Annotated in this window: 28 protein-coding genes; 4 read left to right on the forward strand and 24 right to left on the reverse strand. The window is 61.0% G+C overall.

Annotated elements, in window-relative coordinates:
- Positions 1 to 10: 10 nt before the first annotated feature.
- The gene (locus CAF77_RS19720; protein ID WP_041475599.1) at positions 11 to 490 is read right to left on the reverse strand and encodes a GNAT family N-acetyltransferase; all 480 of its coding nucleotides are present in this window, start codon (positions 488 to 490) and stop codon (positions 11 to 13) included.
- 110 nt (positions 491 to 600) lie between these two features.
- On the opposite strand from CAF77_RS19720, the gene CAF77_RS19725 reads away from it, so the two are divergent.
- The 4 genes from CAF77_RS19725 to CAF77_RS19740 all read left to right on the forward strand — a co-directional run bounded on the left by CAF77_RS19725 (position 601) and on the right by CAF77_RS19740 (position 2,472).
- The gene (locus CAF77_RS19725; protein ID WP_085655159.1) at positions 601 to 1,269 is read left to right on the forward strand and encodes an HD domain-containing protein; all 669 of its coding nucleotides are present in this window, start codon (positions 601 to 603) and stop codon (positions 1,267 to 1,269) included.
- Positions 1,270 to 1,351: 82 nt separating this feature from the next.
- Positions 1,352 to 1,696 (forward strand): hypothetical protein, encoded by a 345-nt coding sequence (locus CAF77_RS19730; protein ID WP_011335415.1) that lies wholly within the window; start codon positions 1,352 to 1,354, stop codon positions 1,694 to 1,696.
- Positions 1,697 to 1,748: 52 nt separating this feature from the next.
- Positions 1,749 to 2,003, forward strand: a complete 255-nt coding sequence (locus CAF77_RS19735) for a hypothetical protein (RefSeq protein WP_011335416.1) — start codon at positions 1,749 to 1,751, stop codon at positions 2,001 to 2,003.
- A gap of 88 nt (positions 2,004 to 2,091) precedes the next feature.
- Positions 2,092 to 2,472 carry a Rho termination factor N-terminal domain-containing protein gene (locus tag CAF77_RS19740; protein ID WP_064383457.1) on the forward strand — a complete coding sequence of 127 codons (381 nt, stop codon included), beginning with the start codon at positions 2,092 to 2,094 and terminating at the stop codon, positions 2,470 to 2,472.
- 129 nt (positions 2,473 to 2,601) lie between these two features.
- On the opposite strand, the gene CAF77_RS19745 is transcribed toward CAF77_RS19740, so the two are convergent.
- From CAF77_RS19745 to fabG, 23 genes are all read right to left on the reverse strand, one after another.
- Positions 2,602 to 3,531, reverse strand: coding sequence for a PfkB family carbohydrate kinase (locus tag CAF77_RS19745; RefSeq protein WP_085655160.1), 930 nt, complete (start codon positions 3,529 to 3,531; stop codon positions 2,602 to 2,604).
- A complete protein-coding gene (locus tag CAF77_RS19750; protein WP_085655161.1) occupies positions 3,524 to 4,990 on the reverse strand; it encodes a cytosine permease in 1,467 nt (488 codons plus the stop codon). The genes CAF77_RS19745 and CAF77_RS19750 overlap by 8 nt, the downstream gene beginning before the upstream one ends.
- Positions 4,991 to 5,412: 422 nt before the next feature.
- On the reverse strand, positions 5,413 to 6,411 hold the full coding sequence (locus CAF77_RS19755; protein ID WP_085655162.1) for an ADP-ribosylglycohydrolase family protein: 999 nt from the start codon (positions 6,409 to 6,411) through the stop codon (positions 5,413 to 5,415).
- Entirely contained in the window at positions 6,408 to 7,121 is a 714-nt protein-coding gene (locus CAF77_RS19760) for a GntR family transcriptional regulator (protein ID WP_064384156.1), read from the reverse strand. Before CAF77_RS19760 ends, CAF77_RS19755 begins: the two co-directional genes overlap by 4 nt.
- Positions 7,122 to 7,388: 267 nt before the next feature.
- Positions 7,389 to 8,357 (reverse strand): L-arabinose ABC transporter permease AraH, encoded by a 969-nt coding sequence (gene araH / locus CAF77_RS19765; RefSeq protein ID WP_011335422.1) that lies wholly within the window; start codon positions 8,355 to 8,357, stop codon positions 7,389 to 7,391.
- A gap of 12 nt (positions 8,358 to 8,369) precedes the next feature.
- Positions 8,370 to 9,914 (reverse strand): L-arabinose ABC transporter ATP-binding protein AraG, encoded by a 1,545-nt coding sequence (gene araG, locus CAF77_RS19770; RefSeq protein ID WP_064383464.1) that lies wholly within the window; start codon positions 9,912 to 9,914, stop codon positions 8,370 to 8,372.
- A gap of 56 nt (positions 9,915 to 9,970) precedes the next feature.
- The gene (locus CAF77_RS19775; protein ID WP_064383467.1) at positions 9,971 to 10,975 is read right to left on the reverse strand and encodes a substrate-binding domain-containing protein; all 1,005 of its coding nucleotides are present in this window, start codon (positions 10,973 to 10,975) and stop codon (positions 9,971 to 9,973) included.
- A gap of 144 nt (positions 10,976 to 11,119) precedes the next feature.
- Positions 11,120 to 11,938 (reverse strand): SDR family oxidoreductase, encoded by an 819-nt coding sequence (locus CAF77_RS19780; RefSeq protein WP_011335425.1) that lies wholly within the window; start codon positions 11,936 to 11,938, stop codon positions 11,120 to 11,122.
- Between the two features lie 270 nt (positions 11,939 to 12,208).
- Complete coding sequence (locus tag CAF77_RS19785) at positions 12,209 to 13,084, reverse strand: SMP-30/gluconolactonase/LRE family protein (RefSeq protein ID WP_064383469.1); 876 nt, start codon at positions 13,082 to 13,084, stop codon at positions 12,209 to 12,211.
- Between the two features lie 25 nt (positions 13,085 to 13,109).
- On the reverse strand, positions 13,110 to 13,826 hold the full coding sequence (locus CAF77_RS19790) for a FadR/GntR family transcriptional regulator (protein ID WP_064383471.1): 717 nt from the start codon (positions 13,824 to 13,826) through the stop codon (positions 13,110 to 13,112).
- A 103-nt stretch (positions 13,827 to 13,929) separates the two neighbouring features.
- Positions 13,930 to 14,490: a DUF1285 domain-containing protein gene (locus CAF77_RS19795; protein WP_064383474.1), complete on the reverse strand. Its 561-nt coding sequence runs from the start codon at positions 14,488 to 14,490 to the stop codon at positions 13,930 to 13,932.
- Between the two features lie 15 nt (positions 14,491 to 14,505).
- Positions 14,506 to 15,111 carry a DUF4823 domain-containing protein gene (locus tag CAF77_RS19800; protein ID WP_007950810.1) on the reverse strand — a complete coding sequence of 202 codons (606 nt, stop codon included), beginning with the start codon at positions 15,109 to 15,111 and terminating at the stop codon, positions 14,506 to 14,508.
- A 122-nt stretch (positions 15,112 to 15,233) separates the two neighbouring features.
- Positions 15,234 to 16,202 (reverse strand): GTP 3',8-cyclase MoaA, encoded by a 969-nt coding sequence (locus tag CAF77_RS19805; protein ID WP_064383475.1) that lies wholly within the window; start codon positions 16,200 to 16,202, stop codon positions 15,234 to 15,236.
- A 138-nt stretch (positions 16,203 to 16,340) separates the two neighbouring features.
- Positions 16,341 to 16,979 carry a TetR/AcrR family transcriptional regulator gene (locus tag CAF77_RS19810; protein ID WP_007950805.1) on the reverse strand — a complete coding sequence of 213 codons (639 nt, stop codon included), beginning with the start codon at positions 16,977 to 16,979 and terminating at the stop codon, positions 16,341 to 16,343.
- 341 nt (positions 16,980 to 17,320) lie between these two features.
- Positions 17,321 to 18,106, reverse strand: coding sequence for a TatD family hydrolase (locus CAF77_RS19815; protein WP_064383477.1), 786 nt, complete (start codon positions 18,104 to 18,106; stop codon positions 17,321 to 17,323).
- Between the two features lie 15 nt (positions 18,107 to 18,121).
- Complete coding sequence (locus CAF77_RS19820; protein WP_007908272.1) at positions 18,122 to 18,478, reverse strand: PilZ domain-containing protein; 357 nt, start codon at positions 18,476 to 18,478, stop codon at positions 18,122 to 18,124.
- Between the two features lie 42 nt (positions 18,479 to 18,520).
- Complete coding sequence (locus tag CAF77_RS19825; protein WP_064383479.1) at positions 18,521 to 19,504, reverse strand: DNA polymerase III subunit delta'; 984 nt, start codon at positions 19,502 to 19,504, stop codon at positions 18,521 to 18,523.
- Positions 19,497 to 20,129, reverse strand: coding sequence for a dTMP kinase (tmk, locus tag CAF77_RS19830; protein ID WP_064383482.1), 633 nt, complete (start codon positions 20,127 to 20,129; stop codon positions 19,497 to 19,499). The genes CAF77_RS19825 and tmk overlap by 8 nt, the downstream gene beginning before the upstream one ends.
- A 19-nt stretch (positions 20,130 to 20,148) precedes the next feature.
- Positions 20,149 to 21,330: an endolytic transglycosylase MltG gene (gene mltG / locus CAF77_RS19835; RefSeq protein ID WP_085655163.1), complete on the reverse strand. Its 1,182-nt coding sequence runs from the start codon at positions 21,328 to 21,330 to the stop codon at positions 20,149 to 20,151.
- Between the two features lie 3 nt (positions 21,331 to 21,333).
- The gene (gene pabC, locus CAF77_RS19840) at positions 21,334 to 22,149 is read right to left on the reverse strand and encodes an aminodeoxychorismate lyase (RefSeq protein ID WP_085655164.1); all 816 of its coding nucleotides are present in this window, start codon (positions 22,147 to 22,149) and stop codon (positions 21,334 to 21,336) included.
- Positions 22,149 to 23,393, reverse strand: coding sequence for a beta-ketoacyl-ACP synthase II (gene fabF / locus CAF77_RS19845; RefSeq protein ID WP_085655165.1), 1,245 nt, complete (start codon positions 23,391 to 23,393; stop codon positions 22,149 to 22,151). The genes pabC and fabF overlap by 1 nt, the downstream gene beginning before the upstream one ends.
- 108 nt (positions 23,394 to 23,501) lie before the next feature.
- Positions 23,502 to 23,738 carry an acyl carrier protein gene (gene acpP / locus CAF77_RS19850; protein ID WP_085655166.1) on the reverse strand — a complete coding sequence of 79 codons (237 nt, stop codon included), beginning with the start codon at positions 23,736 to 23,738 and terminating at the stop codon, positions 23,502 to 23,504.
- Positions 23,739 to 23,934: 196 nt separating this feature from the next.
- Complete coding sequence (fabG, locus tag CAF77_RS19855; RefSeq protein WP_007950790.1) at positions 23,935 to 24,678, reverse strand: 3-oxoacyl-ACP reductase FabG; 744 nt, start codon at positions 24,676 to 24,678, stop codon at positions 23,935 to 23,937.
- Positions 24,679 to 24,685: the final 7 nt, after the last annotated feature.

A 24,685-nucleotide genomic window follows, 5' to 3' on the forward strand; every position in this document is an offset into this window, starting at 1 on the left:
CACTATTTGTTCAGCCCTCGGCAAACTCGCGCAACACCTTGCCATCCATGCGATACCTCACCCACTCTTCCTGCGGCTGGGCGCCGAGGGATTTATAGAATTCGATGGCCGGGGTGTTCCAGTCCAGCACGCTCCATTCGAAGCGGCCGCAGTCGTTGGCGCAGGCGATTTTTGCGAGGTGGCGCAGCAGGGTTTTTCCGGCGCCGCCGCCCCGTTGTTCCGGGGTGATGTAGAGGTCTTCGAGGTACAGGCAGTTGCTGCCCAGCCAGGTTGAATAGCTGAAGAAGAACACCGCAAAACCGATCGGCAAGCCGTCGCGCAGGCAAATCAGGCCATGTGCCGTGGCGCCTTCGCTGAACAGGCTGCGTTCAATGTCCGCGACGCTGGCGATGACTTCGTGACGGGCCTTTTCGAAGTCTGCAAGTTCAGTGATGAACGCGAGGATTTGCGGTGCATCGCTGGGGGTCGCCGGGCGGATTTCGATCGTCATGGACGGGCCTTGTCGGAAAAAGGAAAACGCCATACTAAGGCGCCGCGCGGCGCTCGTCACATGGCAATCCACGGATTAGGCTAGCGCGGCCGACGATCACAAGGACTCCCATGAACAATCTCGCTTTCTCGCCTCTCACGGAACTCGCCGCCCAACTGCTGCCCCACGCGCTGGAACCGTCGGAGGACGGCGCCCACGATCTGTCGCACCTGCAACGGGTCTGGCACAACGCGCGCACCTTGCAGATCGAAGAAGGTGGCGACCTTGAAGTACTGCTCGCGGCCGTGCTGCTGCACGATTGCGTGGCGGTGGAAAAGAACTCGCCACTGCGCTCACAGGCATCGCGTCTGGCAGCGGAAAAAGCTTCAAAGGTGCTGACAAAACTGAACTGGCCCGAGGCCAAAATAGACGCCGTCACCCACGCCATCGAAGCCCACAGCTTTTCCGCCAACATCACCCCGCTAACCCTCGAAGCGCGGCTGATGCAGGACGCCGACCGTCTCGATTCCCTGGGCATGCTCGGCGTCGCCCGCACCTTCTACACCGCCGGACGGATGGGCAGCGCGCTGTATGACCCGCACGATCCCGAAGCCCGGGACAGGGACTACGACGACAAGCGATTCTGCCTCGATCATTTCCAGACCAAACTGCTGCACCTCGCCGACGGGTTCCAGACCACTGCAGGCCAACGTCTGGCACAGCTCCGCCATCAACGCCTGAAAGGCTTCATGGAGCAGTTCAAGGACGAGATCGGCCTCGAAAGCGCTCAGCCCGTCTGAACCGTTCGTCGCTCATCAGGCACCAATCTTTCACGAGGGCAGACCAACGTGAGGTAAGGATTTCAATCACTGGAGACCCCCTATGATCCCGTCAAGGTTGACTGCGCTCGTATTCGCAACCCTCCTCAGTCCTGCGGTATTCGCCGCCTCGACCACCGCCGCCGGCACCGGGCCGACCGATCCGGTCACCCAGCCCAGAGCACCCGCCATCAACAGTGCCCCCGGTATGAATACCGACGGTTCGGGTGTACCGCTGATCAATCAGCCGCCCGCCACAGGAACCGATCCTCGTACCCAGGGCAGCGATCCTGGTCGTCAGGGCGGCATGAACACCCCCGACGCTCCGGCCGCCCCCGACAACGCCGGTCCCGGCGTCGGCTCGAAAACCACCACGGGTGGTTCGGGCTCTGAAGGCGCAGGACAGTGATCCATGCTTCATCCACGCAACGTGTCTTATCCACTTCCCTGAAGAGGTAACCATGAACGTCGATAAAAACCTGGAAAAAGAAGTCCTCACCCGCCTGCTGCATGCCCACCCAAGCGGCCTCGGTAAAGAGGTGCTGGACAATTATCGCGGCGAGAAAGTCGTGGCCAGTGCCCTCGCCGCCCTGCAGGAGCGTGGACTGATTCACCACGGACACATCACTTGCAATGAAGCGGGAGAGCATTCGCTGAATCTGCCGATCAAGCTCAGCGCTGCGGGTGTGGAAGCGGCGCGTAAGCTCGATACCTGACGCTTCCGGTCACTGGCGCAAGCAGTGTTCGAATGCATTGCCTGCGCCGGTTCATACCGAGATTCATCCAACCACCAGGAGACTCGCCATGCCTCGTGGAAGCAAAGCCAAATACACTGAAGAACAGAAGCGCAAAGCCGAACACATCGAAGACAGCTATCAGAACAAAGGGATGTCCAAGGACGAAGCTGAAGCCCGCGCCTGGGCGACAGTGAACAAACAGTCCGGCGGCGGCGAGAAGGCCGGAGGTTCCGGGCGCCGGAAACCGGCCAGCGCCAAAGCTTCAGATCGCAAGGAGTCGGCGCGGCGCGCGACAGTAAGCCGTGAGGGACATTCGCGCGATAGCAAGGCTTCACGCGAAGTGCAGACGGTCGATAGCCTGCGCAAGGAGGCCCGGGAGCGGAAAATCCCCGGGCGTTCGTCGATGCGAAAAGATGAGTTGATTGCGGCGTTGCGCAGAGCCGGCTAGGTCCAGACTGGATGTAACGGCTGAAGGCCTTATCGCTGGCAAGCCAGCTCCCACGGAAATCAAAGGGCTGGCAAAAACTGCGCCCCTACTGAAACCTGTGGGAGCTGGCTTGCCAGCGATTGCGATCATTCAGTCAGTGCATTTTTTGCTGATCAGCACATCAACCTCGGCAGTGCCAGGAGCGGTCGCCGGGCCCCAGCGGGTGACCGCCAACGCAGCCGCAGCGTTGGCGCGCCTTGCGGCTTCGTGAGCGGCCAGTCCTTGTGCCAGCCCGGCGACGAATACGCCGGCATGCGCATCGCCCGCGCCGTTGCTGTCCACTGCCTGCACCTTGAAACCCGGCACATGCTGACGCTCGCCGCACTGATGAATCCAGCAACCCTGCGGACCGTCACGCACGACCATCAGCACCTCCTGTGGCAGGTGCACGGCCAGGCGGTCCAGCGCGGTTTCGATATCCGCCGTGCCAGTGAAACGCAGCGCCTCGACGCTGTTGCTGGTCCACACATCGATGCGTGGCAGCAATGCCTGCATCATCGGTGAGTCCGGCGATTCCACCAGCGGGCCCGGATCGAACACCACGTTGATCGTTTTCGGCAGCGCCAGCGTCCAGTCCAGCAATGCCTGGGCCTTGCCGCTGTGCAGCAGGCTGTAGCCGCTGACGTAGACGTAGTCCCCCGCCTCGGCGGTGACGCTGTTCAGCTCCGCCTCCGTCACTTCACCTTCAGCGCCGATGTAGGAAATGAAACTGCGCTCGGCGGACGCATCGGTCAGCGCCACGCAGATGCCGGTGTCACGCTCTGCAGGCTGGTCGATGCCGATGCGGATGCCTTCGGCGTTCATCGCCTGCCGCGCCAGATCGCCGAACCGACCGTTGCCGTGGCGGCCGAGATAGACCACCGGCAAGCCATTGCGCGCGGCGGCAGCCATCACATTGAAGCCGCCGCCGGCTTCGAAACTGGCGGACTGCGCCAGCACGTCACCGCCAATTTGCGGCAGCGCATCCACGGCCATGACCAGGTCAATGATGACCTGGCCGGTGTGCAACATCTTAGGCATGAGCATTCTCGGATTGCGCAGCGCGGCGATCTCTCGCCCCGCCGAGTACGAAGTAAATGCCGCCGGCGACCACGAACGTCACGATCCAGCCGAGGCCGTTGTGGCCCAGCCAGGAGTCGGACAGGAAGCCCTTGAACCAGACATTTTCAGCCGTGGTGCCGATGGTGGTGAAACTGAAGCCCAGCACGATCGCAATCGCCCACGCGCCGAACGCGCGCCACTCGATGCCGCCGCTGTACCAGTAGGCGCTGCTCGGGCTGACGTCGAGCAGATCTTTGGGGCTGTAGTAGTGACGGTGAATCAGGTCGATCACAAAGATCCCGACCCACGCCGTGATCGGCACCGCCAGCAGGGAAATGAAGGTAATGAACGGGCCGTAAAAACTGTCGGCGATCAGCATGAAGTAGATCGAACCGGCGAAGATCGCCACGATGTCGACCACCACCGCGTACACGCGCTTGACCCTCAAGCCGAGGGTCAGCGTGGTCAAACCGGCGGAGTACACCGACAGGTTGTTCGACAGCAGCAGGCCACCGAATGCGGTGATCAAGTACGGCACGGCCATCCAGGTCGGCAGCATGTCGCGGATCGCCACGATCGGATCAGTCGCCGACGCCAGGTCATTGTTGCCCACCGACAGCAAGCCGCCGAGGGTGATCAGCAGCACCAGCGGAATCCCCGCGCCGAACGCCGCCGAGGCGACCAGGCGCACGGCTTTGACGCTGCGATGCTGATAGCGCGACATGTCGGCGCCGGCGTTGGCCCAGCCGATCCCGGTGCCGGCCGCCATGGTGCCGATACCGATGATCATCGCGCTCATCGGCGCCGGCGTGGCGTTGAACACCGCGCTCCAGTCGATGGTCGCGCAGAGGAAGCCGCCGACCAGAATGTTCAGTGCGCCGAACACATAGGTCGCCCACTTCTGGATCACCAGCAAGGTGGCGTGGCCGAGGCCGGACACCGACAGGGTCAGCAGCACGAAAATCGCGATGAAAATCAGGGTCAGCACTGGCGCGCTTTTGGCTTCCACCGGCGAACCGAACAGAATCGAACACAACGACAGCAGCACGAACGCGGCGGTGGTGGTGTTGACGGTTTCCCAGCCCAGGCGCGACATCAGCGACACCAGCGTCGGGCCGATATTGCCGCGTACACCGAAGATTGCCCGCGACAAAGTCAGGCTTGGCGCACGACCGCGACGGCCGGCAATCGAGATGATCCCCACCACCGCGAACGAACCAGCAGCGCCGAGGATCGCGACGATGATCGCCTGCCAGATCGCCAGGCCGCGAAACGCAACCAGCGTGGCGCCCAGCGGCAGGCCGAGGATGGAAATGTTGGCCGCGAACCAGACCCAGAACAGTTGCAGCGGATGACCGTTGCACTCACCTTCCGGCACCGGTTCGATGCCCCGGGTTTCCAGTTGCCCGGCGCTTTGCCCGGCGGTCGATGAACTCATGAAAAATGCTCCTGTTTGCCTTTATTGTGGTTGTGGCAATGACGCAGAACGACAAGACATCCCGCCCCTTCCTGGGCCTGTCTGCGCGATCCATTGCGGGTGAATATTCCGGATTTGTGGTGCGCCCATCGCTGGCAAGCCAGCTCCCACAGGTTGGAAGTGAACCTTGAGGTTTGCACCGTCCCTGTGGAAGCTCCCTCAGGTTCAAAGCGAACCTTGAGGTTTGCACGGTCCCTGTGGAAGCTCCCTCAGGTTCAAAGCGAACCTTGAGGTTTGCACGGTCCCTGTGGAAGCTCCCTCAGGTTTAAAGCGAACCTTGAGGTTTGCACGGTCCCTGTGGAAGCTCCCTCAGGTTTAAAGCGAACCTTGAGGTTTGCACGGTCCCTGTGGGAGCTGGCTTGCCAGCGATGGCGTCAGTTCAATCAGCGCAAGGCCAAAAGCCCTGTCACCAACGGTTCCAGCTCCAGACCATTGACGGCCTTCACCGTCTCGATCATCGGCGCCGGCCAGCTCTGCAGGCCCAGGCAGGCCCCGAGCATGGCGCCGAGAATCGCGGCGATGGTGTCGGTGTCGCCACCCAGGCTCGCGGCCATACACAGCGCATCGAACGGCGTCATTTCACCGACCGCGACCTGCTGCGCGAGGGCGAACGACACTACGACCGATTCCTGCGACGCCACCGAGGTGCCGATCACGTCGTAAAGCAGATCCGCGAGCAACACCGGGTCGCTTTCGACACTGATGCTGCGCGCCCAACTGATCCGTGAAGCGATGCGCCCACCGGCCACCCAGTGCCCGTGTGTTTCCGCTTGCTGGGCGATCTGCTGGCCGAGGTTCAGCGCCTCGCCCAGATCCAGACCATTGATCCCGGCCGAGACCACCGCCGCCACCGCCGCCGCGCTGGAAATCCCCAGCGTGGTGTTGTGAGTGACCTGACACGCCTGCACCACCGCCGCGATAAAGCGCTCGGGGTCGGCGACATCCGCCGCGATGCCCACCGGGGTGATGCGCATCGCAGCGCCGTTGGTGGTGCCGTAGCGCCCGGCCTCCTCCGGCGAATGGCCGGCGAGGATCATTTCAATCGCACGCTTGGTCGACGGGCCGAGCAAGTCCTGCGAGCCCTTGGCCTGCATCTCGGCTTCCCATTCGATCAGCCGTTGCGCGAGCACCGCCGGTTCGATCCAACCCTTGCCTTCAACCAGCAACTCGCCGACCAGAATCGCCTGTTCGGTGTCATCGGTGATCGAGCCCTTGGGCATGTTCGCGGCAATCGGCTGCAAGGGGCCGGCGTCTTGCAGATCGGTGATCTGGCCGAAGCGCTGCTTGATGGTTTCGCGGTTCAGGGATTGGGTCGGCATGCCCAGCGCGTCGCCCAGGGCCAGGCCGTAAAACGCGCCCAAGGCACGGTCGAGGGCGGTCATTTCGATTCTCCAAATTGCAGGTGCAGACGAAAATGCACCGGGTCGAGCAGGCTTTCGACCTGCTCCATAAAGCGGTTTTGCCGGTCGTAGGTGGTGCGCAATGCCTTGAGGAACACCGTGCCCTCCGGACGGCCGAGCAGTTCGGCATCCACGGCGTTGAGCGGTTCGGCACCGATCCACTGATCGCCGCGCTCGCCGATGTAGCCGTAAGCGGCCAGGGTGATGGTCAGGGAGTTATCGATCAAGCCCACTCGCGGCAGGCTTTCCAGGCCTCCGCTGGCGGGCATCAGAGAGCGTTCAAGGGACACCGCCGTGCCATCGTTGGAACGGCGGCGACGTTCGAGAAGAATGAATTGATCGGAGCCGAAACGCGGCAATAGATCCTCGCGGGTCACGGCTTCCAGGCGCAGCACATCGGTATTGATCAGCGCCCCGCTGTCGGCCAGGGCCTGGGCCCAGCCGCTGCGCTGGTCGAGCGCCACGCCGTCAAACGTGACGATGGAACCGACCCCGCTTTGCGTAGCGATGTAATTGCGCCGCTTCAGTTCAGCCAGGGCTTCGCGCAACGTGCCTCGGCTGACGTTGAATTCCTGAGCCAACTGATGCTCGCCGGGCAACAGAAAGCCGTCCTCCATGAGGCCGCTTTCGATGCGTCGGACGAGCTCGTCGACCACCCGTTGTTTCTTGTCAAATCGTACCTGTCTAATCATGTACAAAGTGATAACCGAAACGGGTTGAGACGGGCAAGGGAAATTTTGGGTTGGTGACAGAAGGCGAGGAAAATCAAAAGCACCCTCACCCTAACCCTCTCCCGGAGGGAGAGGGGACTGACCGAGCTGTATTACGCTCTACATCAACCTGAAAAACCCAGTCGATTATGGATTCAGCAAAACACTTTCAGGTCGATGTATCTCTGAAGCATCCCCCAATTAGTCCCCTCTCCCTCCGGGAGGGTTAGGATGAGGGAGCTCTTGATCTTAGCGTTGCTTGAGACGGTCGATAACCACAGCCAACAGCAGAATCGACCCACGAATCACATACTGATAAAACGTGTCGATATTCTTCAGGTTCATCGCATTCTCGATAATCGCCAGAATCAAGACCCCGGCAATCACATGCCGGATCATCCCGATCCCGCCACTCAGCGACACCCCGCCCAGCACGCAGGCCGAAATCACCGTCAGCTCAAAACCCTGGCCAATCATCGGCTGACCCGAAGTCATCCGCGACGCCAGAATCACCCCCGCCAGTGCCCCAATCACCCCATGCACCGCGAAGATGATGATCTTCGTGCGATCGACATTCACCCCCGCCAGCAACGCCGCCTCCTGGTTTCCGCCGATGGCCATGGTGTTGCGCCCGTAGGTCGTGTAGTTCAGCAGCCAACCGAAAAACAGGAAGCAGACGATAGTGATCAGGATCGGCACCGGCACACCGAACAACTGACCGTTGCCGAACACGAAGAACGATTCCTGCGATACGCCCACCGCTTTGCCGTTGGCAAAGATGTAAGCCAGGCCACGGACGATCTGCATGGTCGCCAGCGTCGTGATCAACGCGTTGACCCGCAACTTGGCGATCACGATGCCGTTGATCAAACCGACGATCAGGCCCATCACCAGCGCAGCGCTGACACCAAGAAACACGCTGTTGGTGTCGCGCATCACCACCGCCGCCACCACCCCGGCGCAGGCGATTACCGAGCCTACCGACAAGTCGAAATGCCCCGACGCCAGGCAATACAACATGGTGCACGCGGCGATCCCGGTAGTGGAGATCGCCAGACCCAGGCCACGCATGTTCAGCGGCGAAAGGAAGTTGTCGATCAGCAGGGTGCAGGCGACAAAAATGCCCACCGCCGCCAGCAGCATCACCCAGTCGTCGAGGAAGCGCCGCATATCCAGAGGTTTGCGCTCGGTCGGCAGGGTTTCGTTTTGGGTTGTCATCATAGTCACCTCTCAGTTCGCCACGCCGTCAGCGCGGTGGCGCGGCAAAGCCAGTTGCAGCAGGTTGGATTCGTTAGCCTGGTCGCGGCTGACTTCGCCACGCAAGGCGCCCTCGCACAGCACCAGAATGCGGTCGGAAATGCCCATCACTTCCATCAGATCGCTGGACACCACGATCACCGAAATACCGTCGGCCGCCAGGTTATGGATGATCTGGTAGATCTCGGCCTTGGCGCCGATGTCGATGCCCCGGGTCGGTTCGTCGAGCAGCAGGACTTTCATCGGCATCGACAGCCAGCGGCCGAGAATGGCTTTCTGCTGATTGCCGCCGGACAGGAACTTGATCTGTTGCCCGGCGTGGGGCGTTTTCACTTTCAGGGCCTTGATCTGTTTCTCGGCGTTGCCCTTTTCCCAGATCCCGCGCAGCAGGCAACCGAGCCCGGAATGCGCACCGCGCGCACTGATGTTGATGTTCTCGGCGACACTGGCAAGCGGAATGATGCCTTCCTTCTTGCGATCCTCCGGGCACAGCAGAATCCCGGCGGCAATCGCATCGCGGGGCGAACGCAGCTTCAGTTCATGGCCGCGCAATTCCAGGCGTCCGGCGGTGTTGCGCTCCAGACCGCTGAGCAGCCGGAACAGCTCCGTGCGCCCTGCCCCGACCAGCCCGAACAGGCCCAGAATTTCGCCCTTGTGCGCATCGAAACTGATCGGCTCGCGCAGGCCCGGGCCGAGCAAGCCATCGACTCTCAGCGCCACGGCACCGCGCGGGCGACCGCGATAATCGTAAATGTCCTGAATGTCGCGCCCGACCATGCAGGTCACCAGTTGATCGTGGGTCAACTGGCTCATGTCGTCGAAGGTGCGCACGTAGCGACCGTCCTTGAACACCGTCACCGCGTCGCAGATGCGGAACACTTCTTCCATGCGATGGGAGACGTAGAGCACGACTTTGCCCTCGTCGCGCAGTCGGCCGATGATCGCCATCAAGCGGTCGATTTCCCGCGCCGAGAGGCTGCTGGTCGGTTCGTCAAAGGCAATCACATGCGCGCCACGGGACAACGCCTTGGCGATTTCCACCAGTTGCCGCTGGCCGAGGGACAAGCGTCCGACCTTGGTCTGCGGGTCGATTTCATCGGCCAGGCCTTTAAGGCAAGCCAAGGCTTGCTGGCGCAGCGCACCACGATTGATCAAGCCGAAACTGGCCGGCAGATGACCGAGAAACAGGTTCTCGGCCACAGTCATTTCCGGCACCAGATGCAGCTCCTGGTGAATCACCGCCACGCCGCTGCCGATGCTGTCGGCAGTGGACTTGAACGCCATCATCCGCTCGCCGATCTGCAGCTCGCCGCTGCTCGGGATGTAGGCACCGCCGAGGATCTTCAGCAGGGTCGATTTGCCGGCGCCGTTCTCGCCCATCAAGGCGTGAACCTGTCCGGGGTGAGCGACGAAACTGATGCCGTCCAGCGCCTTCACGCCCGGGAAGGTCTTGCCGATCCCGTTGAAACGCAGGCTGCCGCTGGCGCTGTGTTCTTGTGTCTGTACTTGCGCGTGCATTTAAGCCACCTCATCACACCGTTCAAGCGGCCCGGCTGGCCGGGCCGCCGCTGCCGTCAGTTCCACAGGCCGATCTTCTCCAGCTCCTGCTTGAAGTTGTCGCGGGTGATCAGGGTGACGTCGTCCATTGCGGTGTACTTCGGCGGTTCCTTGCCGGTGGTGACCCACTCGTACATCATCTCGGCGGTCTTGTAGCCTTCAATGTGCGGGCTCGGCAGCATCGAACCGTAGAAGCCGCTGTTGGGCTTTTTCAGCTCGCCGATGGCGTCGGTGCCGTTGATGCCGATGCCGATCACGTTGGCCGCGGCAAAACCGGCGGCTTCAGTGGCGCGCACGCCGCCCAGCACAGTGTTGTCGTTCATGCCGCCGATGATCAGGTTCTTCGCCGCACTCGGCAGCTTGACCAGCGCCGAGTTGGTGGCGTCCATGCTGCCCGGTACGTCGAGGGTTTTCAGAGCGGCGGTCAGAATGTGCTCTTTCGGCATGCCGGCATCTTCGAGGGCCTTCATCGAGCCGTCGGTGCGCTTCTTGCCGGTGTCGAGTTCGTTGTAGGTGTTGACCACCGCGTAGGTGTCTTTCCAGTCCCAGTTACGCTTTTTCGCCTCGGCGGCCATAGCGGCGCCCTGCTTCTGGCCGACTTCGAACGCGGCCATGCCGAGGTACGGCACGTCTTCCATGAACTTGCCATTGGCGTCGACGAAGCGGTCGTCGACGGCAATCACTTTCAGGTCATTGAGTTTGGCCTTGGCCATGATCGCCGGGCCGAGCGACACGTCCGGCGGGCAGATGACGAAGCCCTTGGCGCCGTTGGCCGCAAGGCTGTCGATAGCGGATAGGGTTTTCTCGCCGTCCGGCACGGCGATCTTGATCAGCTCGAAGCCTTTGTCCTTGGCAGCTTTCTCGGCGAAGGCCCATTCAGTCTGGAACCACGGCTCTTCGGCCTGCTTGACCAGAAACCCGATCTTCACCGGATCGGCGGCCAGCAGGGCACTGCTCAGGCTGAACGCAGTGACCGCCAGCGCGGTACTGCACAGGGTACGAATCCCGAAACGACGTTTCATAAGCAGACTCCTTGTTATTTTTCTTGAGCGTTATTTGAAAAACGTTAAAGCGGTCGAAGCGTTTCCTGCTAATCATGACGACAATAGTCATATCGTATGATGATTGGATTTCAGGCGTACCTTTCCACCTGAAACCCGCTTTTGTCAGTCGTGGTACATGACCGAGCGACCACCATCGATAGTGATGCACGAGGCGTTGATGAACGGCGCTTCATCACTGGCCAGGAATACAGCAGTCATTGCCACTTCGATCGGTTGGCCGATGCGTTTCGGTGGGTGCAGATCGAAGGCGCGCTGACGTTCGGCGTGCGGGTCGGCGAAGCCGTTCCAGTAATCGACGTTGAGCTGAGTTTCGATGTAGCCCGGGGCGATGGCGTTGACGCGAATGCCTTTCGGCGCGTACTCGATGCCCAGCGCGCGGGTCAGCCCGAGCAGGCCATGCTTGGCCACCGGGTACGGGAAGCAGCCGGGAATGATGTTCGTCGAATGGGTCGAGGCGATGTTGATGATGCTGCCGATACCCTGTTCGATCATCTGCGGCAGCACGGCCTTGCAGCCATACCAGGCGCCGTCGAGGTCGATGGCGAAGCAGCGTTTCCAGTCTTCTTCGGTCATTTCCAGCGGATCGCGGAACACGTTGACACCGGCGCAGTTGACCAGCACATCGATGCGACCGTGCAGCTCGATGGCCAGTTTGGCCATGGCGTGCAGATCCTGCTGACGCGAGACGTCGGCCTTGATCGCCTGCACATCGGCGCCCTGCTCGCGCCAGTGGGCGGCGACTTTCTCGACCTTTTCGGCCTGGATATCGCTGATCACCAGTTTGGCCTGTTGCGAGGCGAAGGTCGCGACGATTGCTTCGCCGATGCCTTGGGCAGCGCCGGTCAGCAGCACGACCTTGTTTTTCAGGCGCTCGCCTTTCGGTGGCTCGGGCACCGGTGGCAGGGACAGAGGTTCAGCCATGAATCAGGACTCCTGTTCGAAAGCATAAAAAAACCGGGCATCTGACGATGTCCGGTCTGGAAGGCTTGTGGAACAAAACAGGCGCGCGCACGCCGCAGTACCGAAACGGCCCGAAGCGCTGACTCCGCTGTGGAGTGCGATGAAAATTCGCTGCATCACTTCACCTGTTTTGTTCTTTTTAAGTGTGAGTGCGTGTTACTGCTGGAGCCGACTATAAACCCGACCGCCAAATAATCTCAATATATAATTTTGCATCCCATATTTTGGGATTTAACCAGCGAATCGCGTACAGAGCTTTCCGGCGACGTCCACTCGCAAAGACAGAAGGGCGCCGTCCAGCGGGTGATTCAGCGGACTTTTAGCGCTGGTGATGTACAGGGTTTTCAGGTCGGCACCGCCGAACACGCAACTGGTCGGGCGGCTGATCGGCAGCTCGATCCTGCGGTCGATCTGGCCATCCGGTGTAAGGCGCAGCAGGCAGCTGCCGTCCCAGCGGGCGTTCCACACGTAGCCTTCGGCGTCCATCGCCGAACCGTCCGGGCCACCGTGCTGATCGGCGCTGTACCAAGGCTGGGCAGTGTCGAGGTTGCCGTCGGTGTGAATGAAATAGCGGTACAAGGTGCTGTCGAGGCTGTCGCCGAACAGCAGCGTGGTGCCGTCGTCGCTCCAGAGCAGCGTGTTGGGAATGCCCAGCCCCCGTAACAAGGGTGTGACCCTTTTATCCGGATCAATCCGGAACAGCCCGCCGGAACGACGGATAATCGGCAGATCCTCGCCCCGCTCGCCAATGTTGTTTTGCATGGTGCCGAGCCACAAACGGCCTTGGCCATCACAACGTGCTTCGTTGGCGCGATTGCCCGGTTGCGGATCGGCGACGCAGAACAGCGTCAGTCGCGGCTCGAGTCCGGGGGAATCGAGATCGAGCCGGTAGACGCCGCTGCTCAGGGTCACAAGTGCGTCGCCGCTGGCGCAGGGAATGAACGCCGAGACGTGCTCCGGCATCTGCCAGATCTGCACGTTCTGCCCGATCAGCCGCAGCGCCTGCCTGCCGGCAATGTCGACCCAGTACAGTGCCTGGGTCGGTGCGTCCCAGAACGGGCTCTCGCCCAGTTGCGCCCGATGCTCTGTCACCGCAGTCCACGTCATGCAACCTCCTGTCTTGTTGTTTTTGTCAGCTGGCTTTCTTGTCGGCCATCACCTGCGGGTAGAACCGCTTGATGGCCAGGTCGGCATTGTCGATCAGGGTCATGCAGGCCCACACCCCGCGCGCGGCATCCCGTGCGGCGATGGCGTCGGCCATGTCTTTGTGAATAGGCAAGGTGCGGCGCAATTCGTCGGGGTCGGCTGCGGACACTTCGAAGGACACGGCAAGCAGCGCGCCGAGGGCCGGCACCATTTGCTCGATGAATTGATTGTGGCTGGCGGCGAGAATGCATTCGTGGAAGAACTGGTCGGCGCGGTTGTAATCGATGCCGCTGTCGACCGCCCGTTCCAGCGCGTTGTAGGCCTGCCGCACGGCTTGCACCTGTTCGACGGTCGCCCGCTCGCAGGCCCAGCGCACCGCCATCGGTTCGATGGTGCGGCGCAGGTCGAGCAGGTCATCGACGAAGTTTTCCGGCAGGCCGCTGCGCGACAGCCAGCCCACGACTTGCGGATCGAACAGGTTCCAGCGCTTGATCGGCAGCACTCGCGTACCGACTTTCGGCCCGACTTCGAGCATGCCTTTGGCGACCAGAGTCTTGATGGCTTCGCGGATCACGGTGCGACTGACCCCGAGCTGCTCGCCCAGATCGGCCTCGACCTTGATTGCCTGCCCCGGTTTCACCTGGCCGGCAGCAATCCAGGCGCCCAGCCAGTCAACCGTTGATGCGTGAAAACTGCTCGACATGGACACCCCGAAGCCGTTCGCTGTGGGTGCCTACGCTAATCATCATACGATTGAGAGTCAACGACAAAAAACCGCAGCCTGCTTTCACAGACTGCGGTTTGTCTTAAGGTTCGAGGCCGATGCGGAAGAACTCGCCGCCACTCCAGACGCCCAGCCAACGCTGCCCATCGATTTCATGGCTGACTGCCAGCTCCACCAATTGGTAGAACACGTTGCGGTGGATCAGCGCTTCGAGGTTGGTGCGCACATGCACGTAAGGGGCAGGTTCTTGCGTTGTCGGATCGATCTCGACGCGGATCGGATGTTCCGCGCCGGCCTCGGTGATTTCATCGACATTGGTGGTAAAGCGCAGCACTTGCGCCTCACCCTCGCCTTCCACCTCGACGGCAATCGCCACAAATGGCGCGTCATCGACCTTGATTCCGACTTTCTCCACTGGAGTAATCAGAAAGTAATCATCGCCGTCGCGGCGGATGATGGTGGAGAACAGCTTGACCATCGGCTTGCGCCCGATCGGCGTGCCCAGGTAGTACCAGGTGCCGTCGCGGGCGATGCGCATGTCGATATCGCCGCAGAAATCCGGGTTCCACAAGTGCACCGGCGGCAAGCCTTTGGTTTTGGGGATTTGCCCCAGCAGGTCATTGGCTTTTTGCGGGCCACTCATGGCGTACTCCTTGAATTACTGGTCCCCGACGCCCAGCAGGCTGCGCGCGTACTGCGCAAGCGGTGGGCCGATCAGGTCTTCGGGCTTGTTGTCGTGGAACGTCAGTAAACCGCCACGACTCTTGATCCGTGCAGTATCAATCAAATACTGGGTGCTGGTCTCGATCAACATGATCTGAATCACGCCGCCGTCGATACCGAGGCGATCCACGGCTTCCTGATCCAGCCACTCATCGGAGTTGCCGATGCGGTCGTCAGCCTTGGCGAAACGGGTGTACAGCAGGTAGTGGGCGCCGGCGTCGCGGGCTTCGCCCATTGCCTGGTCGAGGCCTTCCGGCGCGCGGGCGCGGCGGACCATCGGGAAGTATTCGACGAAGCCTTTGAAGGCCTCTTCGGCGACGACGTTGGGACGCGGGTAAGAACCACCCGGCGGCGCGAACGAGCCTTGTGCGATGTAGATAAACGAATCCGGCTGAATGCGGAAATTGTTTACGCGACGGCTGTCGCTGTGATCCAGCAGCCCAGCGTCGCTCATCTGGTAGCGAGTCCCTTCGGCCATGTCACTGACAGTCATACAGCCGCCCAGCGCCAAAACGGCCAGCAGCAAAACCAGGCTACGCATCCTAATCCTCCAGAAGCCGGTGACGGAAAACCGGCGAATGGCCGTAGGATGCAGCTTTTGCGCCAGTCCTTGGAAATGTGCAGGTATCCGCTTTGAAATAAGACTTTGTGGCTAAACCGGGCTCAGCCGCCGATGATCTTCATGACGGTCGCGCCGCCGGAGAACGCGACTTCCTGCTTGTCGCCCAGCGCCTTGACCAGCAGCCGTTGCAACGCCGGCAGCGCCTCGTGACGTGGTTTGTCGAGCAGGTCACCGACGTAGTGGCGGTTGCTCGACGACAGGCAGCCATGCAGCCATCCGGTGGACGACAGGCGCAGGCGCGAGCAGGTTCGGCAGAACGGCACACTTTCGTTGGCGATCACGCCGAAGTTGCCCAGACCGGGAATCGCATAGCGAACCGCCGTGGCGTCCACTGGCGCGTCGGTTTGCGCGTACTCGTAATGTTCACCGATCAGGCTCAGCAGCTGTTGCAGGCTGACGAACTGTTGCAGGAAGGCGTTGGAATCGGTGGCCAGGTGGCCCATGCGCATCAGCTCGATGAAGCGCAGCTCAAAGCCGCGCTCGAGGCAGTAATCGAGCAGCGGCATCACTTGGTCGAGGTTTTGCCCGCGCAACGGCACCATGTTGACCTTGATCTTCATCCCCGCCGCTGCCGCCTGATCCATGCCATCCAGCACGGTGGCCAGATCGCCGCCACGGGCAATGCTGCGGAACGCGCCGGCGTCCAGGGTATCGAGGGAAACGTTGAGGCGTCGCAGGCCGGCATCGACCAGCAGCGGAAGTTTTTTCGCCAGAAGTTGACCGTTGGTGGTCAGGCTGATGTCTTCCAGGCCCATCCTGCCGACGGCGCTCATGAACGATTCGAGTTTGGGGCTGACCAGCGGCTCGCCACCAGTGATGCGCAGGCGCTCGATGCCGGCGGCTTCGATCAGATAAGCCACGCCACGTGCCATGGCCTCGGCCGACAGTTCATCCTGCGCAGCCACCAACCGCTTGCCGTTGGGCACGCAGTAGGTACAGGCGTAATTGCAGGCTGAAGTCAGACTGATCCGCAAATTGCGAAAACGCCTGCCTTGACGGTCAACGATCATGAAGCACTCCGGCGATGGAAAATCGAGCGGCTAAAACTTGACTCACAATTCAAGTTTTAGCAAGCCCTATGCCTGAGTATATTCCTGCGGTACTGCGCCATGTAGCGAAAAACACGGCGCATAAGGCAACTGAATGATTCAGCTGCTTGGCGTTTCAGGATCGCGCTTGCGCTTGTTGCCCATGCGCACGCCGATGTCCATCAGGAACTGGAAGAAACCTTCCTGATCCTCCAGCACGTTGCTCCAGAACGGCGAGTGATACAGCGCCACCGCGCCATGCACCAGCGCCCAGGATGCGCAGTAGTGGAAGTATGGCGGCACGTCTTCGAGCTTGCCTTCGCTGATGCGGCCCTTGATGAGCAGCGTCAGGCGTTCGAAGTTCGAGGCACGGATCTTGTGCAGCTCCTCGACCATCTCAGGCACCTGATTACCCTTGACCACCTTCTCTTCCAGGCGATCGAACAGGCGATAGCGCTGCGGGTCGCGCATGCGGAATTCAAAGTAGGCACGGGACAGCGCTTCCTTGTCCTTGTCGACATCGGCCGAATGCAACAGCTCGTTCAAGTCGCGCTCGTAATCGAGCATCAGGCGCAGATAGATTTCGGCCTTGGACTTGAAGTGCTTGTAGATCGTGCCTTTGCCGATACCCACGGCATCAGCAATCATCTCGACGGTGACACTGTCTTCACCTTGTTCGAGGAACAGCTTGAGCGCGGTATCGAGAATTTCTTGCTCGCGGCGACGAAACTCACGGACCTTACGAGGTTCTTTGTGCATAAGAAAAGGTCTGTAGGGGTCAAAATTCGAAGCCGCGTATTATGCCTAACTTGCGCAAAAATGCACGGATCATCCGACCATATCTGTGTTTCTTGTTCATTTCACGAACGTTTCGGGGGGAATGAGAACATAACCGAAGCGAACGTATTCCAAATTTGTTTAAAAACCCCGGCCGGCCAACTGGACTCGGCGCCAGACTGATCAATACTTGAACTGTCGGGCGACATCTCCCCCAAGTGTCGCGCCGGTAAAGGTACCAAGGGACCGCGTGCCTTTGTTTTACTCCTAATGGTCTTAACCCGGATTCACCCCCCAGAACCCGGGTTTTTTTTGCCTGCGATTCAGGCTTTTACATTCGCCAGCGGGAACAGTCGCTTGAAGTTCTCGGTGGTCTGCTCGGCAAAGCGCTCGTAGTTCTCGCCGCGCAGCATCGCCAGAAACTCTGCCACTTCCCGCACGTATTGCGGCAGGTTCGGTTTGCCGCGATACGGGATCGGCGCCAGGTAAGGCGAATCGGTTTCCACCAGCAGGCGATCGGCCGGAACCTTGCTCGCCACATCGCGCAGCGCATCGGCATTGCGGAAGGTGACAATGCCCGACAGGGAAATGTAATAACCCATGTCCAGCGCTGCCTTGGCCATGTCCCAGTCTTCGGTGAAGCAATGCAGCACGCCGGCCTGGGGCAACGCGGCTTCGCGCAACAGCTCGAGCGTGTCGGCACGGGCGCCACGGGTGTGGATGATCACCGGTTTGCCGGTCTGCTGCGCGGCTTGCAGGTGCAGACGGAACGATTCCTGCTGCAGCTCTGCCGCTTCCGGCTCGTAGTGGTAGTCCAGACCGGTTTCGCCGATCGCCACCACTTTCGGGTGATTGAGCTCGTGCAGCAGCCAGTCCAGCGCCGGCGCCGCGCCCGGCTGCACATCCAGCGGATGCACGCCGACCGAACAATCGACGTCGTCGTAACGCTCGGCCAGGGCTTTGACATCGGCCGCGTTGTCGGCGCTGACGCCGATGCACAGGAAGTGCCCGACTCCGCGCTGACGGGCCGCATCCAGCGCGGCATCCAGGGAACCGTCGTGAACGGCGAGGTCGAGGCGATCAAGGTGACAATGGGAATCTACGAGCATAAAAAGGACTGCAACTTACATCGTATGAGTGGGACGGTCGGATTTCAGCGCTCCGGCCAGATGAGTTTCGATGCGACTGCGCGCGGTGTTGTCGCCATCATTGAATTGCACGCCGACTCCGGCTGCGCGATTGCCCTGGGCGCCTTTGGGGGTGATCCAGGCCACTTTGCCGGCCACCGGAATCTTCTCTGCCTCGTCCATCAGATTCAGCAGCATGAACACCTCGTCGCCCAACCTGTAGCTCTTGTTGGTCGGGATGAACAGGCCGCCGTTCTTGATGAACGGCATGTAGGCGGCGTAAAGGACCGACTTGTCCTTGATGGTCAGGGACAAAATGCCGTTGCGCGGCCCCGGACTGACAGGTTCATTCATGTTGACCTCCACTGCTGATCTTCAGAGTCTAGGTACACATTCTTATCTTTGACCAGGCAAGCTCGCCCATTGCACCAGCAATGCTTCCAGCAGTAACGCCGGATTGAGGTTGGCCTTGCTCAGGACTTTCTGGCGCTGGGCGAGAATCCAGTCCTGAATATCGAGCACTTTAGCCTGGGCACTTTTCTGCGCCAGATACTGCACGACCTTGCGCATGTCGGTCAGGCCGAGGCCTGCTTCATCCTGAGTCAATTGGTAGCGCAGGATCAGGCTCGACCAGTCGCAGAACCAGTCGAACAGACGCAGCATCGGAATGCTTTTCCACTCCTCGGCCAGTTGCGTCGGCGATTGCTGCTGCTTGAGCAGCTTCTTCACGCCTTCCACCACCTGCGCGCGCTGCTCGCGCACGCCCTGCCCCTGCAACGTGACAGCGGCCAACGGCGAGCCGGCGGCCAGGGTCAACAGTTCGACACGTTCGTCTTCGGAACATTCCGGCAGTGCCTGAGCCAGCCATTGCAGGCTCATGGATTCGCTAGGCAGCGGACAGGCCTGCTGCACGCAGCGGCTCTTGATGGTCGGCAACAACCGGCTCGGCTGGTGGCTGACCAGCAACAGCACGGTATCGCCGGACGGCTCTTCCAGGCTCTTGAGCAAAGCGTTGGCGGCGTTGATGTTCATCGACTCCACCGGCTCGATCAGCACCACCTTGCGACCGCCCAGTTGCGCGGTCTGCACCACGAAACTGACCAGATCGCGCACCTGGTCGACCTTGATCGCCTTGTCCGCTTCTTCGGGCTCGAGGATGTAATTGTCCGGGTGGCTGCCGGCCTTGAGCAGCAAGCAGGATTTGCACTCGCCGCAGGCTTCAGGCGTTGGACGCTGGCACAGCAGGCTGGCCATCAGCCGCTCGGCCAGCGCGCGCTTGCCGATCCCGGCCGGCCCGTGCAGCAGATACGCGTGAGCGTGCTGAGCGCGACCGGCCAGTTGCTGCCAGAGGCTGTCCTGCCACGGATAGGCCTCAGCCACGGCTCAGCTCCAGCAAGTTCGGAATCAGGGTATCCAGCGATTGTTGAACCTTGGCCAACGGCTGACCGGCGTCGATCCGCACGTAACGCGCCGGATCAGCTTCGGCTCGCTTGAGGAATGCACTGCGCACGGCCTCGAAAAACGCCCGCCCTTCCAGCTCGAAACGATCCAGACGACCCCGAGCGCTGGCGCGAGCCAGGCCGATTTCCACCGGCAGATCGAAAATCAGCGTCAGGTCGGGACGCAGGTCGCCCTGCACGAAAGTCTCCAGCGCCGCGATGCGCTCCAGCGACAAGCCGCGACCACCGCCCTGATAGGCATAAGTCGAATCGGTGAAACGGTCACACAGCACCACCGCACCACGGGCCAGCGCCGGGCGAATGACTTCAGCCAGATGCTGGGCACGGGCGGCGAACACCAGCAGCAGCTCGGTGTCCGGGTTCATCACTTCGTCGACCGGGGCCAGCAACACCTCACGAATGCGCTCGGCCAGCGGCGTACCGCCGGGCTCGCGGGTCAGCACCACTTCGATACCGGCGGCGCGCAGGCGCTCGGCGAGGTATTCGCGGTTGGTGCTTTTGCCGGCGCCTTCCGGGCCTTCCAGGGTAATAAACAAGCCAGTCACAGGCAGTCCTTAATCAAAGTCATTGCGTGTTTTGGGGACCGGAGGCTTCCGGTTCCTGCGTCGGCGCAGGCGCTTGAGCAGGCGGCTGCGGCGACGATTCCGGTGCGGTATCGGGTGAGGCGGCAGGAATCGCCTCCCCGGCTGCCGGAGCGGCCTCGGGCGCGTTCGTCGGCGCCGGGCTCGAGCGATAATCCGCGCGGCGCTTGAGCTGGTACTCGCGCACCGCGTTGTTGTGCGCGTCCAGATCATCGGAGAACACGTGGCTGCCATCGCCCCGGGCAACGAAGTAGAGGCTGGTGCCATCCACCGGATTGAGTGCGGCGTGAATGGCTTCACGTCCGACCATGGCGATCGGCGTCGGCGGCAGCCCCGGAATCATGTACGTGTTGTAAGGCGTGGCTTCCTTGAGATGGGCGCGGGTCAGTTTGCCGGTGTAGCGGTCGCCCAGGCCGTAGATCACCGTCGGATCGGTCTGCAACTGCATGCCCAGCGCCATACGCCGCACGAAGACGCCGGCAATCTGCCCACGCTCCTGAGGCACGCCGGTTTCCTTTTCTACCAACGACGCCATGATCAGGGCCTGATAGGGCTCGGTGTAAGGCACGTCGGCGGAGCGTTTTTCCCACTCCTTGGCCAGCACTTCGTCGAGGCGGTCGAAGGCCTTTTTCAGCAGTTCGGTATCGGTCACACCGCGCACGAAGCGGTAGGTGTCAGGGAAGAAGCGGCCTTCAGGGAACAGGCCCTTGTGACCGATTCTGGCCATGACCTCGCTGTCACTCAGACCATTGAGGGTCTGCTCGATCTTTTCATCCTTGGCCAGCGCTGCGCGCACTTGATGGAAATTCCAGCCCTCGACCAGGGTCAGGCTGTACTGAACCACATCGCCGCGCTTCCAGAGGTCAATCAGGCCGTTGACGGTCATGCCCGGCTGCATGCGGTATTCACCACTGTGAATCGGCGTACCGGCCAGATTGAAACGCCAATAGACCCGCAGCCAGAACGCGTCCTTGATGACGCCATCGGCTTCAAGTCCAAGAAAAGTACGGGTCGGGGTGGATCCCTTGGGCACATCCAGCAGTTCTTCCTGCGTGATGTTCAGGGGCTGCTCCAGTGCCGAATGAATCTTCCAGGCGCTGGCGCCCAACAGCAGCCCTGCCAGAACCAGTCCGGTTTCCAGCAGCAGCAAAAGTTTACGTCTCACGAATCAGGCATCCAGTAGCGCGCGGGCAATGGTTTGCAGTTTACGGGTGAGCGGGCCAACCGGCCAGCTCAGAGCAGCACAGGCGCGTACCGGCCAGACGCCATACACGCTGTTGCAGACAAAGACTTCATCAGCCCATTGCAGCTGTTCGAGGGGGATGTCGGTGATTTGCACGGGGATGCCCAGGGACTCGGCCTGAAACAATATTTCTGCGCGCATCACGCCGGCCACGCCGCAGCGTTTCAGGTCCGCCGTGATCAGCGCACCGTCACGCACCAGGAACAGATTGCTGAACACACCTTCGATTACCCGACCGGCCCGGTCGAGCATCAATCCTTCGGCATGCTCACTGTCCTGCCATTCGGCGCGGGCAATGACCTGCTCCAGTCGATTGAGGTGTTTGAGCCCGGCAAGCAACGGCTGAATCGACAAACGCGTGCTGCACGGGAAAAGGCGAATGCCCTGCTCGGCGTGGGCAGCCGGGTAAGCGGCGGGAGGATTGCCTTGCAGAATGCGCCGACCCTGCGCCGAAGGATCCGGCGCATAACCGCGCAATCCGTCGCCACGGGTGAGGATGAGTTTGAGCACGCCCTCGCCCATCGCGGCAGCATAGGATTGCAGCTCATGGCGAATCAGCTCGACGTCCGTCGCAATGGCCAGACGCATACAGCCGTCGGCCAGACGCGTCAGATGCCGATCCAGCAGCAACGGCTGGCCACCTCGCACGGCGATGGTTTCGAACAGACCGTCGCCGTAAGCCAGGCCGCGATCTTTCAGCGACAGAGCGTCAGCCGGCAGACCGTCGACCCAGCAGTCCATCAGCCGGCGAACCGACGGAACGCCAACGTACCGTTGGTGCCGCCAAATCCGAACGAGTTGGACAGCACGACATCGATGTCCATGTTGCGCGCGGTATGCGGCACGAAATCGAGGTCGCAGCCTTCGTCCGGCTCATCAAGGTTGATGGTCGGCGGCGCCACCTGGCTGTTGATCGCCAGCACGCTGAAGATCGCCTCGACCGCGCCTGCGGCACCGAGCAGGTGACCGGTCATGGACTTGGTGGAGCTGACTGCCAGCTTGTAAGCGTGATTACCGAACACCGACTTGATCGCGTTGGCTTCGGCGAGGTCGCCGGCCGGGGTCGACGTGCCGTGGGCGTTGATGTATTGCACTTGATCGACGTTGATCTTCGCATCGCGCAGCGCGTTGGTGATGCAGCGTGCAGCACCGGCGCCGTCAGCGGGTGGCGAAGTCATGTGGAAGGCGTCGCCACTGGTGCCGAAGCCGATCAGCTCGGCGTAGATGGTCGCGCCACGGGCCTTGGCGTGCTCGAGCTCTTCAAGCACCAGGGCGCCGGCGCCGTCGGACAGCACGAAGCCGTCACGGCCCTTGTCCCAAGGGCGGCTGGCGCGAGTCGGCTCGTCGTTGCGGGTCGACAGCGCACGGGAAGCGCCGAAGCCGCCCATGCCCAGACCGCACGCGGCCATCTCGGCACCGCCGGCAATCATCACGTCGGCTTCGTCGTACATGATGTTGCGCGCCGCCATGCCGATGCAGTGCGTACCGGTGGTACACGCTGTGGCGATGGCGTAGTTAGGACCCTGTGCACCCAGATGGATGGACAGGAAACCGGAAATCATATTGATGATCGAGCCAGGCACAAAGAACGGAGAAATCCGGCGCGGGCCGGTCTCGTGCAGGGTGCGGCTGGTTTCTTCGATGTTGGTCAGACCGCCGATACCCGAACCCATGGCTACGCCGATGCGTTCACGGTTGGCATCGGTGACTTCCAGACCGGCATTGCGTACGGCTTGAAAGCCGGCCGCCAGACCATACTGAATGAACAGGTCGAGCTTGCGCGCTTCCTTGACCGACAGGTATTCCTCGACATTGAAGCCCTTTACCGAGCCGCCAAAGCGGGTGGAATAGGCAGAAAGGTCGGTGTGTTCGATCAGACCAATGCCACTGCGGCCAGCCAGAATGCCCTGCCAACTGCTCGGCACATCCGTGCCCAGTGGCGACAACATACCCATACCGGTGACTACGACGCGTCTACGCGACACAGCACTCTCCTTTTTCATATGACGACTTTGCATCAGGCCTAAAGAAAAAACCGCACGCCATGATGGCAGTGCGGTTTTTCCATGACAGCAAGCAACGATTACAAACTATTACGCCTGGTGGCTAGTAACGTATTTGATTGCAGCTTCTACAGTAGTGATCTTCTCAGCTTCTTCGTCAGGGATTTCGGTCTCGAATTCCTCTTCCAGAGCCATCACCAGCTCAACGGTGTCAAGGGAGTCGGCACCCAGGTCTTCTACGAAGGAAGCAGTGTTTACCACTTCTTCTTCTTTAACACCCAGTTGCTCGGCAACGATTTTCTTGACGCGCTCTTCGATGGTGCTCATACCTTGTTTTCACTCCTAATGGACAAATTCAGGCAGCTGGCCGGTGGGTAAGTGTATAGAAAGACTTTTCAGCTTTTCAACTGAAAGCTTCACTCCTCAAACCCTGCGGCCCTCTGCCTATAAATAGATTGCAGCTTTATAACGGATTTTAGACAGCTCGTATGACATTTTTTTGAAGCAATCCGTCACATTTGAATTACATGTACATCCCGCCGTTAACCGGGATTGTAGCCCCGGTCACGTATGCCGCACCGTCGGACGCAAGAAAAGCGACCACAGACGCGATCTCTTGAGCTTGTCCCAGACGGCCCAGCGGAATCTGCGTCTGCAAGGCTTCACGCTGTGCTTCAGGCAGCTCGCGAGTCATATCGGTGTCGATGAACCCTGGGGTTACCGAGTTGACCGTAATCGAACGCGAACCGACTTCACGCGCCATGGCACGGCTGAAACCTTCCAGACCGGCCTTGGCGGCTGCATAGTTTACTTGGCCAGCGTTGCCCATGGCACCCACCACCGAGCCAATACTGATAATTCGGCCCCAACGCGCCTTGGTCATGCCGCGCAGAACGCCCTTGGACAGGCGATACAGACTGTTCAGGTTGGTATCGATCACGTCGTACCACTCGTCGTCTTTCATGCGCATCATCAGATTATCGCGGGTGATGCCGGCATTGTTGACCAGAATCGCTACCGGAGCACCGAATTGCTCCTGAATGCTTGCCAGCACCTTCGTAACCGATTCGTCGCTGGTGACGTTCAATTCGAAACCTGCGCCCTGAATGCCGTTTTCCTTCAGGGTCGCAGCAATGCGCTCGGCGCCCGAAGCGGAAGTCGCGGTGCCAACAACGATGGCGCCCTGACGACCCAGTTCCAGTGCGATAGCCTGGCCGATGCCACGGCTCGCGCCGGTGACCAGTGCAACTTTACCTTGCAGACTCATGCAAGCT

Source organism: Pseudomonas sp. R15(2017) (assembly GCF_002112685.1).
GTDB classification, from domain to species: Bacteria; Pseudomonadota; Gammaproteobacteria; order Pseudomonadales; family Pseudomonadaceae; genus Aquipseudomonas; species Aquipseudomonas glycinae.